Origin of the sequence: Massilia sp. PWRC2 (assembly GCF_049896725.1) — a bacterium.
Classification (GTDB): Bacteria; Pseudomonadota; Gammaproteobacteria; order Burkholderiales; family Burkholderiaceae_D; genus JAFCUW01.
The window spans coordinates 515,742-531,153 of the sequence record NZ_JAFCUW010000001.1; the positions used below are offsets into that span (position 1 = coordinate 515,742).

Here is a 15,412-nt window from a genome sequence, read left to right on the forward strand (position 1 = left end):
AAAAGCTGATTGTAGCGGATCGCCCGCCCCAGTGGTTCATTCTCGACCAGAAAGCGGCCGCTAAACGTCGAGCTTTACGTTTGCCAGGACGAAAGCGGGACCGATCGCGCAGATGCGCTGGATCACCGCCGGCTTGGGCGTATTGACAGCGCCCTGCTCGAACGCCAGCACGCGCAGGCCGCCCGCCTGCACCATGCCGAGCAGCTCGTCCGGCTGCAGCAGAAAGGCGGGATTCGAGGGCTTGCCGTACGCCTCATTACCGGCGGCGAAGGTTTCGTAGATCAGCATGCCATCCGCGGCCAGACTGGCCAGCAGCGCCCCCATCAGCGGGCGATGCAGATAATTGGTGACGACGATGGCGGCAAACTGCTGCGGCTTCAACAGCAGCGCGCGCTGGGCGGGGGCGCCATCGTCGTCCGCTTCGAGGTCGACCTGCAAAGTGACAATGGCGTCGCCGGCGGCGTGGATCAGCGCGCTGGCATCGCGGTCGACCGCCAGCACCGGGTGCCCGAGCGCTGCCATCAGGTGGGCGTGGCGGCCCATGCCGCAGGCCAGGTCGAGCACCTTGCCGCTGGGTGCCGAGGGCGCCCAGCGCGCCACCCAGGGAGAAACGATCGAACTCATAAGCAGTGCAGCTCCAGCATCAAATTATAGATAACCCAGCCCCATCGCCTCGCGCACATCGCGCATGGTTTCCTGGGCCAGCTTGCGGGCCTGGTCGCAGCCATCGGCCACGATGGCCCGCACCAGGGTGGGATCGTCGAGATATTGCTGGGCGCGCTCGTGCATCGGTTGCTGCTCGGCGACGATGGCGTCGATCACCGGCTGCTTGCATTCGATACAGCCGATGGCAGCCGAAGCGCAGCCCTGCACCACCCAGGCGCGGGTGGCGTTGTCCGAATACGCCTGGTGCAGCTGGAACACGGGGCAGCGGCCAGCATCGCCGGGATCGCTGCGGCGCACCCGCGCCGGATCGGTCGGCATGGTGCGGATTTTTTTGGTGACGCTGTCCTTGTCTTCGCGCAGGCCGATGGCGTTGCCATAGCTCTTGGACATCTTGCGGCCATCCAGGCCAGGCAGGCGCGGGGAGGTCGTCAATTTCGCCTGCGGCTCGACCAGAATCAGCTTGCGGCTGCCTTCGAGGTAGCCAAACAGGCGCTCGCGGTCGATGTTCGACAGGCTCTGGGCATCGTCGAGCATGGCGCGGGCCTGTTCGAGGGCGCCGTCCTTGCCCTCCTGCTGAAAATCCTGGCGCAATTCCATGTAGCGCTTGGCGCGCTTGCTGCCCAGCTTTTTGACGGCGGCATTGGCCTTTTCTTCGAAGCCGCTTTCCTTGCCGTACAGGTGGTTGAAGCGGCGCGCCAGCTCGCGCATCATTTCGATGTGCGGCACCTGGTCGTCGCCGACCGGCACCGCGCTGGCGCGATAGATCAGCACGTCGGCCGCCTGCAGCAGCGGGTAGCCGAGAAAGCCGTAGGTGGCCAGGTCACGCTGCGCCAGGTTGTCGATCTGGTCTTTGTAGGTGGGCACCCGTTCGAGCCAGCCCAGCGGCGTGGCCATCAATAGCAGCAGGTGCAGCTCGGCATGTTCCGGTACCTGCGACTGGATGAACAGGGTCGCCTGCGATGGATCGACGCCGGCCGCCAGCCAGTCGACCAGCATGTCCCAGGTGGCGCGCTCGATGATCGAAGGGTCGTCGTAATGGGTGGTCAGGGCGTGCCAGTCGGCGACGAAAAACAGGCAGGGATGTTCGGCCTGCATCCTGACCCAGTTTTTCAGGGCGCCGTGGTAATGGCCCAGGTGCATGGGCCCGGTGGGGCGCATGCCGGAAACGACACGGTCAGGGTACATGGCTTAGCCGAGCAGCAGGCGCAGGGGAAAGACGGTCCAGCCCAGCAGTAATTGGGTCAGGGCCATCATCGGAACGAACCAGTAATTGAGCAGCTGAAAGACCAATAAACCCAGCACGATGAACATGCCGTACGGTTCGATCCTGGCGTATTGCGCCGCCAGCCGGTGCGGCAACAGGGCGAACGCCACGCGGCTGCCGTCGAGGGGCGGGATCGGCAGCAGATTGAACACGAACATCACGCTATTGGTGAGCATGCCCGCCTGCGCCACCTTGTAGGGGTACTGTTCGCTCACCTGCAGCTTGGCAAGGAGCATGGCAAAGACGATCCAGCCGACCGCCATGATGAAATTGGCCGCCGGTCCGGCCAGCGCCACGAAGGCCATCTGTTTTTTTGGATTGCGCAGGCGGCTGTAGTCGACCGGCACCGGCTTGGCATAGCCGAGCAGCATGGGGTAACCGAGCGATTTGCTGGTCACGTACAGCAGCGCCGGCAAGATCAGGGTGCCGAACGGGTCGATGTGGCGCATGGGATTGAGGCTCATGCGGCCCTGGGAAAACGCGGTGTTGTCGCCAAAATACTTGGCGGCATAGGCGTGCGCCGCCTCGTGCAAGGTGATCGCGAAGATGACCGGTAAAGCGTAGACGGCGATCGCCTGGATGATTTCGTTCATGGGTCGATTCTAACAGAGCGCCGCCAGCGATTTGGCGGAAACGGGTGGCTGAAGTGGTGAAGGATGGCTTAATGCAAACCGAACACGGCGGCGTCACCCCTGCCCTGGCGCAGCAGCACAGCGTCCGGCCCGGTCAGGTCGATCACCGTGGTCGGCTCCATCGCACAGGGGCCGCCATCGATGATCAGGTCGACCAGCTTGGCCAGGCGCGCGCGGATCTCGTCGACGTCGTTGAGCAATTCACCGTCCGGCATGATCAGGGTCGTGCCGATCAGCGGCTGGCCCAGTTCTTCCAGCAGCGCGTTGATGACGGCGTGCTCGGGCACGCGCAGGCCGATGGTTTTGCGCGACGGGTGCGACAGCCGCCGCGGTACTTCGCGGGTCGCTTCGAGGATCACGGTGAATGGCCCTGGCGTGGCTGATTTGAGCAAACGAAACTGGCGGTTGTCGACGCGCGCATACAGGGCGATTTCCGACAGGTCGCGGCACAGCAGCGTCAGGTGCTGCTTGTCGTCGATACCGCGAATACGGCGCAGTTTTTCCACCGCCGCCTTGTCGTCAAGGTGGCAGACCAGGGCGTAGCAGGAATCGGTGGGCAGGGCAACGATGCCGCCGCCATGGATGATCTGGGCGGCCTGCTTGATCAGGCGGGCTTGTGGATTGTCCGGGTGGATCGTAAAAAATTGGCTCATTGAATGGTGTTTTTCTGCTCAGGACAGCGCCGCGATGCGCGCTTCCATCGGCGGGTGGGTGGCGAACAGGGCGCCCCAGCCCGCGTTGCCGCCGGCAATGCCCAGCGCATTCATGCTTTGGGGCAGTTCGCCGGGATGCTGGCCAGCCAGCCGCGCCAGCGCATTGCGCATGGGCGCGGGCGAGCCGAGCAGCCTGGCTGAACCGGCATCGGCGCGAAATTCGCGCTGGCGCGAAAACCAGGCAACGATGATCGATGCCACCAGGCCAAACACGATCTCGCAGACAAACACGGTGACCATATAGCCAATGCCCGGTCCGCGATCGCTATTACCGCGCAACAGCACCTTATCGACAAAAAAGCCCACCACGCGCGCCATGAAGATCACAAAGGTGTTGAGCACGCCCTGGATCAGGGTCAGCGTGACCATGTCGCCATTGGCCACGTGCGCAATCTCGTGGCCCAGCACGGCTTCCACTTCTTCCCGGGTCATGCTTTGCAGCAAGCCTGTGGACACTGCCACCAGTGCCGAATTCTTAAATGCGCCGGTGGCGAAGGCATTCGATTCGCCGTCGTACACGGCCACTTGCGGCATGCCGATGCCGGCACGTTCGGCCAGCTGACGCACGGTGTTGACCAGCCACAGTTCAGTAGAATTGGACGGGTTGTCGATCACCCGCGCGCCGGTCGACCATTTGGCCATCGGTTTGCTGATCAACAGGGAAAAGATCGAGCCGGTAAAACCGACCACCAGAGAAAACACCAGCAGCGCGCCGACATTGATGCCCTGCGCCGTCACTGCCCGTCCGACGCCCAGCACATTGAGCACGACGGTGAGCACCAGCATGACTGCAAGGTTGGTTGCAAGGAACAGGACAATACGTTTCATCGACTTCTCCAAAGTAAGATCGCGCAACGGCGCCACCGACAGGGTGGCCGGACAGGCGCGATGAACTCAATTGATACCGCCAAAGATGCGGCCGGGCTGGCCAAATTCAAGCCCGATTGTACTTTGCCGGCAATCCGGCTGCGCTAAAACCAGTCGTGCCAGACCGGCGTCAGGTTCGACGGCAGTGGTGGCAGCAGGGCAAATTCCGCGCGCGATTCACCAGGCGCGTGAAAATCGGTGCCGCGCGACGCCAGAAACCCGTAGCGGCGCGCCAGTTCGGCGTAGACGGGGTACTGGTCGGGGGTATGGCTGCCGGTGACGACCTCGATGGCGCTGCCGCCAAGCTGCTTGAATTCATCGAACAGCGCCCCTTCGGCCACCGGCGAAAACTGGTAGCGGCCCGGGTGCGCCACCACGGCGACGCCGCCGGCGGCGCGGATCCAGCCGACCGCTTCCGTGAGCGAGGCCCAGCGGTGCGGCACATAGCCCGGCTTGCCTTCGCTGAGAAACTTGCGGAACACTTCGCTGATGTTGCTGGCGGCGCCGCATTCGATCAGGTAACGGGCAAAGTGGGTGCGCGACATCAGGTCGGGATTGCCAACGTATTTGAGGGCGCCCTCGTAGGCGCCGGGATAGCCGGCCGTGGCCAGCTGGGCGGAAATTTCGCGGCCGCGCGCGTCGCGCCCGCTGCGGGTGGCGTGCAGGCCGGCCAGCAGGACGGGATTGCTTTCATCGATGCGCAGGCCAACGATGTGCACGGTCTGGTTGGCCCAGGTGATGGAAATTTCCACCCCGGCGACGAAGCCCAGCCCTGCTTCCTGCGCCGCGGCGCGCCCCAGGGCAATGCCACCCACCTCGTCGTGGTCGGTCAAGCCCCAGACGTCGACGCCGGCCTTGCGGGCATACTTCGCCACCGCGGCTGGCGAGAGGACGCCGTCGGAGACATTCGAGTGACTGTGCAGATCAACATTGAGCATGCTGATATTGTACGTTGGATCGCCGACGGCAGTGGGACAGCGCGCCAGTGCTACAGAAAACCCTCGATCAGGCGTGCCAGCGCTGCTGGCTGGTCGTGGTGCAGCATGTGACCGGCGTCGGCCATCATCGCCGTCTGCACCTGTTGTAAGTGTCCGAGCCGGCGGTCGACTTCGGCGCGCGCCTGCTCTTTCGGCCCCAGCCACTCCCACATATTGGTGTGTTCGGCCTCTACCCACAACACCGGCGCCGTGATCGCCGACCAGCAGGCCATCACTTCTTCCACCCGGTACAGCACGGGACCGGCCTTCTTGTGGGCGGGGTCGCCCAGAATCTCGAACTGGCCGGCGTCATTCGGCGCCGACCAGTGCGGCGCGAGAAAAGCGGCGCGCCGGTCGGACAGGCGCGGATTGGTTTTTTGCAGGCGCGCCGCCACCGCCGCCAGGCTGGGGTAGGTGCGCAGCGGTACGCTCTGGCGCAAGCCATCGAGCCAGCGCGCGTAATGGGCGGGCGCCTGTTCGGGCCGGGTCGCCTTCATGCCGAAGCCTTCCAGGTTGATCAGGCGGCGCACGCGCTCGGGCCGCACGCCGGCGTACAAACCGACGATGTTGCCGCCCATGCTGTGGCCAAGCAGGTTGACGGGACCATCCGGCGAATAATGGTCGAGCATGGCGTCCAGATCGCCGAGGTAATCGGGAAAGTAATAGGTGTCGCCGGGCGCGCGTTCGGTCAGGCCAAAACCGCGCCAGTCGGGGGCGATCACGTGCCAGTCGCCAGCCAGATCGTCGACGATGAACTGGAAGGAAGCCCCCACATCCATCCAGCCATGCACCATGAAAATGAGGGGTGCGCCTTCGCGGCCCCAGTGGCGCACATGGGTGCGCAAGCCGCGCACGGTGATGAATTCGGAACGGGATGGGGTCATGGTGGTGGCAGCAAGGATAAAAGTACGGTCGTTCGGATTATACGCGCCTGTTGAAGTTGGGCCCGACGGCCCCACATGAAGGGCTTGCTGAAACGGGCGGCGGGGGGCGTAAAATGGCGGCTAGCAGCCTGTCGGGCTTAGGGAGTCAGAGCGAGAAAATAGCTGGGCGAGGACAGATTTTGACGATTTTGCAGTGTCAATAGCGGGCTATTGACCGAGAAAGCGGCGAAATATGGCCCGTCCCAGGTATTTTTGCAGCTGACGATCCTAAGTCCGACAGGCTGCTAGGCACTTAGTTGAATGGGGACAGGCACGCTGCGGTGGCAGTCCCCCTGCTAAGGCATTCCCATCCATCCAAACAATATTAGGGACAACATGGCTATCTTCCAACTCGGTGCTGACGCGCCCCACATCGACGCCAGCGCCTGGGTGGCAGCTTCGGCCAACCTGATTGGCAAGGTCACACTGGCCGCCGACGTCACCATCTGGGATGGCGTGACCATCCGTGGCGACAACGAACGGATCAGCATCGGCGCCGGCAGCAATGTGCAGGAAAACACCGTCATGCACACCGATATGGGTTACCCGCTCGACATCGGCGCCGGCGTGTCGATTGGCCACATGGCCATGCTGCACGGTTGCAGCATCGGCGACGGCTCGCTGGTCGGCATCCAGGCCGTGATCATGAACGGCGCGAAGATCGGCAAGGGCTGCCTGGTGGGCGCTGGCGCCCTGGTCACCGAGGGCAAGGAATTTCCCGATTACAGCCTGATCATCGGCAGCCCCGCCAAGGCGGTGCGCACGCTGGCCGAGGCCGACATCGCGCGGCTGACCGCGATTGCCGAAGGCTACGTTCAGCGCGGCAAAACTTACCGAACAGACTTAAAAAAGATTGGATGAAGCATGACGATTGAGATCGCGGGCAGCAAGGACACCCTGCAAAAATTTATTTTCGATAACGCTGCAGTCCGTGGCGAATTCGTCGAAATTTCCGACACCTGGCGCGAAATCCAGTCGCGCCAGGCGTACCCGGCCGCCGTCAAGACGGTGCTGGGCGAAATGGTCGCGGCTGCCGCCCTGCTGTCGGCCAACCTGAAATTCAATGGCGCCATCGTCATGCAAATTCATGGCGACGGTCCGGTGCGCCTGCTGGTGGTCGAATGCGACTCCGGCCTGCGCCTGCGCGCGACGGCAAAACTGGCCGAAGACGCCATCGTCGCTGACGACGCCAGCCTGTCCGACCTGCTCAATGCGACGGGCAAGGGGCGTTTCGTGATCACCCTCGATCCGGCCGACAAGATGCCGGGCCAGCAAGCCTACCAGGGCATCGTCCCGCTCGACGGCGACGACATGGCCACCGTCATCGAAAATTACATGCTGCGCTCGGAACAGCTCGACACCCGCCTGTGGCTCGGTGCCAACGACAGCGTCTCGCGCGGCTTGCTGTTGCAAAAGCTGCCGCGCCATAGCGGCAAGGATGACCAGGTCAAGCAGGCCAGCGAGGAAGACGACCTGGAAACCTGGAACCGCGCCATCACGCTCGCTTCCACCCTCAAGCAGGAAGAACTGCTGTCGACCGACATCCAGACCCTGATGAACCGCCTGTTCTGGGAAGAAACCATCCGCCTATTCGACCCGGCCCATCCGCAGTTCCACTGCAGCTGCACGCGCGACAAGGTGGGCAATATGCTCAAGATGCTGGGCCAGGCTGAGGTCGATGATGCGCTGGCCGAGCTGGGCCAGCTGGCCATCGATTGCGATTTCTGCGGCAAGCACTATGCGTTCGACAAAGTCGATTGCGCCCAGCTGTTCGCCAGCGACGCCCCGGTGCAATTGCTGATACCGGCCAGCGACGCCAAGCACTGAGGTACATCGCATGCGCGACGCCGCCCGCAGCGCCTTTCCCCACTTCCTCGCCATTGCCACGCGCTGGGCCGACAACGACGCCTATCAGCACGTCAACAACGTGGTGTATTACGCCCTGTTCGACACGGCGGTCAACCAGTTGCTGATCGAACGGGGCGTGCTTGACCTGCGCGCCGACCCCGTGGTCGGCCTGGTGGTGGAGACGGGCTGCACGTATTTCAGTTCGATCAGCTTTCCCGACATCGCCCACGTGGGCGTGCGCGTGGCCAAGCTGGGCAACTCGAGCGTGCGTTATGAACTGGCGCTGTTTCGCAACGACGACGTCAAGCCGGCAGCGGCCGGCCATTTCGTGCACGTGTATGTCGATCGCGCCAGCGGCAGGCCGGTGCCGCTGCCGGCTGCCGTGCGCAGCGTGCTGGGAAGCCTGGTGGTGGCGTCCTAATGCTCGTACCCCGCTTCGCGCTGGCTGCGCACAGCCAGCACGAACACGGTGTCGGTCACTTCGATGAACTGGTAGAAGGCAATAAAGCCGGCAATAAAGCCGCGCGACTGGCGGCCCATGACCAGTTCGCGCTTGCCGTTGGCGGCAGGCCGGCCGATCAGCGGATTGCTTGCCAGCGGGTCGATGGCTTGCACGATTTCATCGATGCGCGCGGCGGCCGGGGTATCCCGGTATTTCTCAACATGCGCGACGATGCGATCGATCTCATCGAGCACTTGCGGCGCCAGCGCGAGCCGCGCCACCTGCAAAGGCAGGCGCTTAATGCGCGGCCGGCTTGGCGCCCTTCTTCTCGGGCGGTGGCGGTGGCAACGCCGTTTTGGACACAGTCGGGTGACCGTTCTCGTCGAGCACCTGAATAAAAATCTCGTTGGCCTTGATCATGCTCAGCTCATAGCGGGCGCGCTCTTCGACCGCGCCGGTGCCATCCTTCAAATCACGCACTTCCGATTCCAGCTTGGCATTGCGCGCTTTGAGTTCGTCGGCTTTTTTGTGGCTGGCGGCCACCTGGGTTTCCAGCTCGGATACCCGCAGCCAGCCGGCTTTCTTGCCCAGCCATAGCGGGTATTGAATCAGCACGAGGAGCGTGACGAGGGCGAGCGTGATAAGGCGCATGGTGATACCGGCCAGCGCGCTGCTGGCCGGTCCTGGCAATTACTTCAGGTTGTAGAACGCATCGCGGCCCGGGTAGCTGGCGATGTCGCCCAGGTCTTCTTCGATGCGCAGCAACTGGTTGTACTTGGCCATGCGGTCCGAGCGCGACATCGAACCAGTCTTGATTTGCAGCGCATTCATGCCCACCGCGATGTCGGCAATCGTCGAATCTTCGGTCTCGCCGGAGCGGTGAGAGATGACGGCGGTGTAGCCGGCGCGCTTGGCCATTTCGATGGCGGCGAAGGTTTCGGTGAGGGTGCCGATCTGGTTGATTTTAATCAGGATCGAATTGGCGATGCCTTTCGCAATGCCCTCTTTGAAAATCTTGGTATTGGTGACGTACAGATCGTCGCCAACCAGCTGCACGCGCTTGCCGAGGGTGTCGGTGAGAATCTTCCAGCCATCCCAGTCGCCTTCCGCCATGGCGTCTTCGATCGAGATGATGGGGTATTTGTCGCACCAGGTCGCCAGCAGATTGGTAAACTCGGTGGCCGTCAGCGACAGCCCGCCCTCACCGGCCAGCACATATTTGCCGTCCTTGTAAAACTCGCTGGCGGCGCAATCGAGGCCCAGCGCAATCTGGGTGCCCGGCTCGTAGCCTGCTTCTTCGATCGCTTGCATGATCAGCTTGATGGCTTCTTCATGGTTGGCCACCGACGGCGCAAAACCGCCTTCGTCGCCCACCGAGGTGGTCAAACCCTTGGCGTGCAAGATCTTCTTGAGCGTATGAAATACTTCGGCGCCATAGCGGACCGCTTCCTTGAACGACGGCGCGCCCAGCGGAATGATCATGAATTCCTGGATGTCCAGGTTGTTGTCGGCGTGGGCACCGCCATTGATGACGTTCATCATCGGCACCGGCATTTGCATGGCGCCCGAACCGCCAAAATAACGGTAGAGCGGCAAGCCCGCTTCTTCGGCAGCGGCCTTGGCCACCGCCATTGACACGGCCAGCATGGCGTTGGCGCCCAGCCGGCTCTTGTTGTCGGTGCCGTCGAGGTCGATCAGGGTACGGTCGAGGAAGGCCTGTTCGTTGGCGTCGAGGCCCATGATAGCTTCGGAAATTTCAGTATTGATGTTCTCGCACGCCTGCAGTACGCCCTTGCCGAAATACCGCTTGGGGTCGCCGTCACGCAATTCCATGGCTTCACGCGAACCGGTCGAAGCGCCCGAAGGCACGGCAGCGCGGCCCATGACACCGGACTCCAGCAGGACGTCGCATTCGACGGTGGGATTGCCGCGCGAATCGATAATTTCGCGACCGATAATGTCAACGATAGCACTCATGTAGGTCTCCAAGGGTAAGAAAAGCGCAGGCCGGCTTCTGCGAGCCGGCCTGCAAGGCAGTACGAGTAGGGTCCCGCTACTTTACAGGAACGCGGTCAGAAACTCGCTTCCATGAAGCCGGCGCGCTTGACGATGCGGTCGATCTCAACCAGCGTCGTCAGCAGCTCCTTCATGCGGCCGAGCGGCATGGCGTTGGGGCCGTCCGACATGGCCACCGCCGGATTCGGGTGGGTTTCCATGAACAGGCCGGCGATACCGGACGCCACGGCGGCGCGCGCCAGCACGGGAATGTGCTCGCGCGTGCCGCCCGACGACGTGCCCTGCCCGCCCGGCAATTGCACCGAGTGGGTGCCATCGAACACCACCGGGCAGTTCGACTCGCGCATGATGGCCAGCGCACGCATGTCCGACACCAGGTTGTTGTAACCGAAGGAAACGCCACGCTCGCAGGCCATGAAATTGTCTTCGTTCAGGCCGGCTGCTTTGGCGGCGGCGCGGGCCTTGTCGATGACGTTTTTCATGTCATGGGGCGCGAGGAACTGGCCCTTCTTGATATTCACCGGCAGACCGGTCTGGGCGCAGGCGACGATAAAATCGGTCTGGCGGCACAGGAAGGCGGGCGTCTGGATGACGTCGACGACGGCGCACACGGCCGGCAATTCTTCGATCGTGTGGACATCGGTGAGCACTGGCACGCCGATCGCGCGCTTGACGTCGGCGAGAATTTCCAGCCCCTTTTCCATGCCGGGACCACGGAAAGTCGAGCCCGACGAGCGGTTGGCCTTGTCGAACGACGATTTATAAATAAACGGGATGCCCAGCGCCGCCGTCATTTCCTTGAGGGTGCCGGCGGTGTCCATGGCCATCTGGCGCGATTCGATCACGCAGGTGCCGGCGATCAGAAAGATGGGCTGGTCAAGGCCGACGTCGAAACCGCACAGTTTCATGCTGCATCTCCAAGAAGAACGGGGTCAAGGGGCGCTGCTGTAACGACGCCGGCGGCCTGGTGGGCCAGCGCTGCCACGATGAAGGACGTGAACAGCGGGTGGCCGGCGCGTGGCGTCGATTTGAATTCAGGATGGTACTGCACGCCCATATACCACGGGTGCGCATGCGGTCCCGTGCGGGGCAGCTCCATGATTTCGCACAGATCTTCGGTGGGCGTACGCGCCGACACCACCAGCCCGGCCGCTTCGACGCGTGCCAGGTAATGGTTATTCGCTTCGTAGCGGTGACGGTGGCGCTCGGTGACCACGCTGCCGTAAATTTCCGCAGCCAGCGTGCCCGGGTTGACGGCGCAGGTTTGCGCGCCCAGGCGCATGGTACCGCCCAGATCGGAGCGCTCGTCGCGCTTTTCCACCTTGCCGTCGTGGTTTTGCCACTCATTGATGAGGGCAACCACGGGCTGGTCGGTGTCCGGGTCGAACTCGGTCGAATTGGCATTCGTCATGCCCGCTTCATGGCGCGCATATTCGATCAGCGCCACCTGCATGCCCAGGCAAATGCCGAGGTAAGGAATCTTGTTTTCGCGCGCATAGCGGGCAGCCATGATCTTGCCCTCGACGCCGCGCTTGCCGAAGCCGCCCGGCACCAGGATGGCATCGTACTTGGCCAGCCCGGCGCAGCCGGTGGTTTCCAGCTCTTCCGAATCGATATATTCGATATTGACCTGGCTTTCCGTGTGGATGCCGGCGTGGCGCAGCGCTTCGGTCAACGATTTATACGATTCCGTCAGATCGACGTATTTGCCAACCATGCCGATGGTGACGGCGTGTTTCGGATGCTCGAGCGAATAGATCAGCTTGGTCCAAACGGACAGGTCCGCCGGTGGCGCTTCCACGCCCAGTGCTTCGAGGATGATGGCGTCGAGGCCCTGGTCGTGCAGCATTTGCGGGACTTTATAAATGGTGTCGACGTCCCAGACGGAAATGACGGCCTGCTCTTCGACGTTGGAAAACAGCGAAATCTTGGCGCGCTCGTCTTCGGGAATCTGGCGGTCGGCGCGGCACAGCAGGGCATTGGGCGAAATGCCGATTTCGCGCAGCTTTTGCACGCTGTGCTGGGTCGGCTTGGTTTTCAGTTCGCCCGCCGAGGCCAGGTAAGGCACCAGCGTCAGGTGCACGAAGGCCGCCGATTTGCGGCCGGCGCGCAGCGACAACTGGCGCGCCGCTTCGAGGAAGGGCAGCGATTCGATATCGCCCACCGTGCCGCCGATTTCGACCAGCGCAATGTCGACGCCTTCGGCGCCGCGGTAAATATAATCCTGGATTTCGTTGGTGATGTGCGGAATGACCTGCACCGTCTTGCCCAGGTACTCGCCGCGGCGTTCTTTGCGGATCACCGATTCATAGATCTGGCCAGTGGTGAAATTGTTCACCTTTTTCATGCGGGTGCTGATGAAGCGCTCGTAGTGGCCAAGGTCGAGATCGGTCTCGGCGCCGTCATCGGTGACGAACACTTCGCCGTGCTGCATGGGACTCATGGTGCCCGGATCGACGTTGATGTACGGATCGAGCTTGAGCATGGTGACTTTAAGGCCGCGCGATTCAAGGATCGCAGCGAGAGAGGCGGCGGCAATTCCCTTACCCAGGGAAGAGACGACACCGCCGGTGACGAAGACAAATTTGGTCATTGCAGATAGTGCCGAACGGCACGTGCGGGAAATTGAAATTATACCCGATCGTGACAATTACCGCGCCAAAACAAGGCAAAAAAAAGCCAGCTATAACGCATGCAGGCGCGCCCGATGCAGCATCAACTGTTGCAAATAAGCATACAAAACATTGATTTTTTACCAAAATTTAGAGAGGCTGGCTACAATCGAACATTTACTGCAGACAATAAAAGGGATGCGATGAACGAGCATGTCGAAGGCCTGGCAGTGCAGCCGCCGATGGCCGACTGGGGCAGCGCCACTGCGCCGGTCGCCACCGAAGAAGTGCTCACGCCGGCGTTCACCGGCAGCGGCCAGGAATATTTTCGCATCTGGATCGTCAACCTGTTCTTCAGCGTGGCCACGCTGGGGATCTATTCGGCCTGGGCCAAGGTGAGGCGCCTGCAATACTTTGACCGCAACACCGAACTGGGTGGCGCTGTCTTCGATTTCCGCGGCGATCCCATCGCTATTTTGCGTGGCCGCATGCTGGCGCTGGTGATGCTGGTGGCGTATCACTACGCGTTTGGCTTTAGCTCGACCGTCTCGCTGGTCATCCTCGGCGCGCTGGCGGCACTGCTGCCCTTCCTGATGCGGGGCGCCCTGCGCTTTCGTTTGCGCAACACCGAGTACCGCGGCCTGTCGTTCGGCTTTACTGGCTCGGCGCTGGGGGCCTACACCACCTTCGGCCCCATCCTGCTGGTGTTCGTGCTGCCCGGCCTCCTGGTGACGATGGCACCGGCCAACCCGCTGGTGCTGTGGAGCTTTCTGCTGTACCTGCTGTGGCCCCTGTTGCATGCGCAGCTGACCCGCTATCAGCGCGCCAACGTCAGTTTTGGCACGGCGCCGTCCCGTTACGCGCTGCCCGCCTGGACGTTTTACAGGCTCTATCTGATCGTCTTTGGCCTCGGGCTGGCAGCGACGGTGGTGTTCGGCCTGGCAGCTGCCGCGGCCGCCTTCGTCGGCAAGACGGCGGGCGCTCCGTCTTCGTGGACGACGTCGGTCGCCATGCTGGTCGGTGTCGTCCTGTACTACCTCGCCATGCTGCTGTGTATTCCCTACATGACGGCGCGGCTGGCCAATGCAGTCTGGTCGAACACCAGCTTTCCCGGCATCCGCATCGAGTGCGACATGTCGGCGCGCGCACTGGCCCGCCTGCAAGTGGTCAATGTGTTGCTGACTATTGTCACGCTCGGCCTGTTCCGCCCGTTCGCCGTGGTACGCGTGCACCGCTTCCGGCTGGCCGCCATGACGGTCGTCGCCAGCGGCGGCTTCGAACACGTGCTGGCCCAGGCCGCCCATGCGGGCAGCGCCAGTGGCGAGGGCGCCGCGGATTTCTTCGGTTTCGATCTTTCCTGGTAAGGCGGCCATGCACAACGCACAGTATTTTGACGGCCGCAGCGCCCGCCTGTTTCCGGTCGCACTGTCCTGCGCCGATGGCCAGTTGCACATCGAGGGCAGCGGCATCAGCTGGCATGGCCGGCTCGACCAGGTGCGCCTGGCTGAACCGTTTCTGCAAGCGCCGGCCATCGTGTATTTGCCCAATGGCGGCCGCTGCGAAGTGGGCGACGGCGCCACCCGCGCGGCGCTGACGGACGCCATCGGGCAGCGCCCCAGCCTGGTAATGCGCTGGCAACGCCACTGGTATGCGGCGCTGGCCGCCTTGCTGCTGCTGCTGGCGGTGGGCGCCGCCATCTGGTCTTACGGTGTGCCGGCCGCAGCCGAAGCGATTGCTGCGCGGATTCCAGCGTCGATGGACCAGAGCCTCGGCCAGAGCGCCCTGAAACAGCTCGACGCGCGCGTGTTCCAGCCGTCGACGCTGACGGCGCCGCAAGTGGCGGCGCTGCAGGCGATGTTTGCCAGCGTGGCGCCGGCGCAGCCGCTGCAACAGCTGCGCCTGCTCACGCGCAGCGCGCCGAGCTTGGGGCCGAACGCCCTCGCGCTGCCGGACGGCACCGTGATTCTCACCGACCAGATGGTGGCGATGGTGTTGGGCAAGCGCGACGGCACCTTCGACGACGACGACCGCGCCGCCCTGACCGGCGTGCTGGCCCATGAAATCGGCCACGTGCAACGGCGCCACAGCGTGCGCGTGCTGGCGCGCTCGTCGCTGACGGCGGCCGCCTCGGCGGCGCTGCTGGGCGACTTCAGCGCCGTCGCCGCCGGCGTCCCGGCCCTGCTGGCCAATCTGCATTATTCGCGCGCCATGGAAACAGAAGCCGACCAGTACGCCCTCGAGGCGCTGCGCAGCCGCAGGATGGCGACCATCCCGCTGGCCAATCTGCTCGACGGACTCGACCAGATGAACGACAAGAACATGCCAGACTGGATGAAGCAGGTGCTGCCGTATGCATCGAGCCACCCCGGCACCACTGAGCGCGGCGCGCGCCTGCGTCAGGCGCCCGCACGCTAAGGTAAGAACCTATCCCGGTAGGTAGGAGGAAGCGGAT

General features: G+C 63.1%; 17 protein-coding genes. 5 read left to right on the forward strand and 12 right to left on the reverse strand.

All coding sequences use genetic code 11. The annotated features are described in order from the left end of the window. Positions 1-60: 60 nt before the first annotated feature. From ACP7BZ_RS02295 to ACP7BZ_RS02325, 7 genes are all read right to left on the reverse strand, one after another. Entirely contained in the window at positions 61-624 is a 564-nt protein-coding gene (locus tag ACP7BZ_RS02295) for a class I SAM-dependent methyltransferase (RefSeq protein WP_426110023.1), read from the reverse strand. 24 nt (positions 625-648) lie between these two features. Then, positions 649-1,851 carry a tryptophan--tRNA ligase gene (locus tag ACP7BZ_RS02300; protein ID WP_426110024.1) on the reverse strand — a complete coding sequence of 401 codons (1,203 nt, stop codon included), beginning with the start codon at positions 1,849-1,851 and terminating at the stop codon, positions 649-651. Positions 1,852-1,854: 3 nt separating this feature from the next. Next, positions 1,855-2,523, reverse strand: coding sequence for a site-2 protease family protein (locus ACP7BZ_RS02305; protein WP_426110025.1), 669 nt, complete (start codon positions 2,521-2,523; stop codon positions 1,855-1,857). A 68-nt stretch (positions 2,524-2,591) separates the two neighbouring features. Then, positions 2,592-3,215 (reverse strand): L-threonylcarbamoyladenylate synthase, encoded by a 624-nt coding sequence (locus ACP7BZ_RS02310; protein ID WP_426110026.1) that lies wholly within the window; start codon positions 3,213-3,215, stop codon positions 2,592-2,594. 18 nt (positions 3,216-3,233) lie between these two features. Then, complete coding sequence (gene htpX / locus ACP7BZ_RS02315; RefSeq protein ID WP_426110027.1) at positions 3,234-4,103, reverse strand: protease HtpX; 870 nt, start codon at positions 4,101-4,103, stop codon at positions 3,234-3,236. 143 nt (positions 4,104-4,246) lie between these two features. Next, entirely contained in the window at positions 4,247-5,080 is an 834-nt protein-coding gene (locus ACP7BZ_RS02320) for a 3',5'-nucleoside bisphosphate phosphatase (protein ID WP_426110028.1), read from the reverse strand. A gap of 50 nt (positions 5,081-5,130) precedes the next feature. Next, a complete protein-coding gene (locus ACP7BZ_RS02325; RefSeq protein WP_426110029.1) occupies positions 5,131-6,003 on the reverse strand; it encodes an alpha/beta fold hydrolase in 873 nt (290 codons plus the stop codon). 375 nt (positions 6,004-6,378) lie between these two features. Here ACP7BZ_RS02325 and ACP7BZ_RS02330 point away from each other — a divergent pair, with 375 nt between their 5' ends. The 3 genes from ACP7BZ_RS02330 to ACP7BZ_RS02340 are packed head-to-tail and all read left to right on the forward strand — an operon-like array spanning position 6,379 to position 8,311. Continuing rightward, positions 6,379-6,903: a gamma carbonic anhydrase family protein gene (locus tag ACP7BZ_RS02330; RefSeq protein WP_426110030.1), complete on the forward strand. Its 525-nt coding sequence runs from the start codon at positions 6,379-6,381 to the stop codon at positions 6,901-6,903. A gap of 3 nt (positions 6,904-6,906) precedes the next feature. Then, on the forward strand, positions 6,907-7,869 hold the full coding sequence (gene hslO, locus ACP7BZ_RS02335) for an Hsp33 family molecular chaperone HslO (protein WP_426110031.1): 963 nt from the start codon (positions 6,907-6,909) through the stop codon (positions 7,867-7,869). Between the two features lie 10 nt (positions 7,870-7,879). After that, complete coding sequence (locus tag ACP7BZ_RS02340; protein ID WP_426110032.1) at positions 7,880-8,311, forward strand: acyl-CoA thioesterase; 432 nt, start codon at positions 7,880-7,882, stop codon at positions 8,309-8,311. Here the strand turns inward: ACP7BZ_RS02340 and ACP7BZ_RS02345 are convergent. From ACP7BZ_RS02345 to ACP7BZ_RS02365, 5 genes are all read right to left on the reverse strand, one after another. Beyond that, positions 8,308-8,586 (reverse strand): type II toxin-antitoxin system RelE/ParE family toxin, encoded by a 279-nt coding sequence (locus ACP7BZ_RS02345; RefSeq protein ID WP_426110033.1) that lies wholly within the window; start codon positions 8,584-8,586, stop codon positions 8,308-8,310. The two genes, ACP7BZ_RS02340 and ACP7BZ_RS02345, sit on opposite strands and share 4 nt — an antisense overlap. 43 nt (positions 8,587-8,629) lie before the next feature. Next, the gene (gene ftsB, locus ACP7BZ_RS02350) at positions 8,630-8,983 is read right to left on the reverse strand and encodes a cell division protein FtsB (RefSeq protein ID WP_426110034.1); all 354 of its coding nucleotides are present in this window, start codon (positions 8,981-8,983) and stop codon (positions 8,630-8,632) included. Positions 8,984-9,022: 39 nt separating this feature from the next. Beyond that, positions 9,023-10,309, reverse strand: coding sequence for a phosphopyruvate hydratase (eno, locus tag ACP7BZ_RS02355; RefSeq protein ID WP_426110035.1), 1,287 nt, complete (start codon positions 10,307-10,309; stop codon positions 9,023-9,025). A gap of 95 nt (positions 10,310-10,404) precedes the next feature. Beyond that, on the reverse strand, positions 10,405-11,256 hold the full coding sequence (gene kdsA, locus ACP7BZ_RS02360) for a 3-deoxy-8-phosphooctulonate synthase (protein ID WP_426110036.1): 852 nt from the start codon (positions 11,254-11,256) through the stop codon (positions 10,405-10,407). Continuing rightward, entirely contained in the window at positions 11,253-12,941 is a 1,689-nt protein-coding gene (locus ACP7BZ_RS02365) for a CTP synthase (protein WP_426110037.1), read from the reverse strand. The genes kdsA and ACP7BZ_RS02365 overlap by 4 nt, the downstream gene beginning before the upstream one ends. A gap of 222 nt (positions 12,942-13,163) precedes the next feature. Between ACP7BZ_RS02365 and ACP7BZ_RS02370 the strand changes: the two genes are divergently transcribed. After that, positions 13,164-14,324: a YjgN family protein gene (locus ACP7BZ_RS02370; protein ID WP_426110038.1), complete on the forward strand. Its 1,161-nt coding sequence runs from the start codon at positions 13,164-13,166 to the stop codon at positions 14,322-14,324. A 7-nt stretch (positions 14,325-14,331) separates the two neighbouring features. Then, on the forward strand, positions 14,332-15,375 hold the full coding sequence (locus ACP7BZ_RS02375; protein WP_426110039.1) for a M48 family metallopeptidase: 1,044 nt from the start codon (positions 14,332-14,334) through the stop codon (positions 15,373-15,375). Positions 15,376-15,412: the final 37 nt, after the last annotated feature.

Bases quoted from the DNA above. Each gene is read 5' to 3' on its own strand.
- ACP7BZ_RS02295 (WP_426110023.1), bottom strand. From the start codon at position 624: ATGAGTTCGATCGTTTCTCCCTGGGTGGCGCGCTGGGCGCCCTCGGCA.
- ACP7BZ_RS02300 (WP_426110024.1), bottom strand. From the start codon at position 1,851: ATGTACCCTGACCGTGTCGTTTCCGGCATGCGCCCCACCGGGCCCATG.
- ACP7BZ_RS02305 (WP_426110025.1), bottom strand. From the start codon at position 2,523: ATGAACGAAATCATCCAGGCGATCGCCGTCTACGCTTTACCGGTCATC.
- ACP7BZ_RS02310 (WP_426110026.1), bottom strand. From the start codon at position 3,215: ATGAGCCAATTTTTTACGATCCACCCGGACAATCCACAAGCCCGCCTG.
- htpX (WP_426110027.1), bottom strand. From the start codon at position 4,103: ATGAAACGTATTGTCCTGTTCCTTGCAACCAACCTTGCAGTCATGCTG.
- ACP7BZ_RS02320 (WP_426110028.1), bottom strand. From the start codon at position 5,080: ATGCTCAATGTTGATCTGCACAGTCACTCGAATGTCTCCGACGGCGTC.
- ACP7BZ_RS02325 (WP_426110029.1), bottom strand. From the start codon at position 6,003: ATGACCCCATCCCGTTCCGAATTCATCACCGTGCGCGGCTTGCGCACC.
- ACP7BZ_RS02330 (WP_426110030.1), top strand. From the start codon at position 6,379: ATGGCTATCTTCCAACTCGGTGCTGACGCGCCCCACATCGACGCCAGC.
- hslO (WP_426110031.1), top strand. From the start codon at position 6,907: ATGACGATTGAGATCGCGGGCAGCAAGGACACCCTGCAAAAATTTATT.
- ACP7BZ_RS02340 (WP_426110032.1), top strand. From the start codon at position 7,880: ATGCGCGACGCCGCCCGCAGCGCCTTTCCCCACTTCCTCGCCATTGCC.
- ftsB (WP_426110034.1), bottom strand. From the start codon at position 8,983: ATGCGCCTTATCACGCTCGCCCTCGTCACGCTCCTCGTGCTGATTCAA.
- eno (WP_426110035.1), bottom strand. From the start codon at position 10,309: ATGAGTGCTATCGTTGACATTATCGGTCGCGAAATTATCGATTCGCGC.
- kdsA (WP_426110036.1), bottom strand. From the start codon at position 11,256: ATGAAACTGTGCGGTTTCGACGTCGGCCTTGACCAGCCCATCTTTCTG.
- ACP7BZ_RS02365 (WP_426110037.1), bottom strand. From the start codon at position 12,941: ATGACCAAATTTGTCTTCGTCACCGGCGGTGTCGTCTCTTCCCTGGGT.
- ACP7BZ_RS02370 (WP_426110038.1), top strand. From the start codon at position 13,164: ATGAACGAGCATGTCGAAGGCCTGGCAGTGCAGCCGCCGATGGCCGAC.
- ACP7BZ_RS02375 (WP_426110039.1), top strand. From the start codon at position 14,332: ATGCACAACGCACAGTATTTTGACGGCCGCAGCGCCCGCCTGTTTCCG.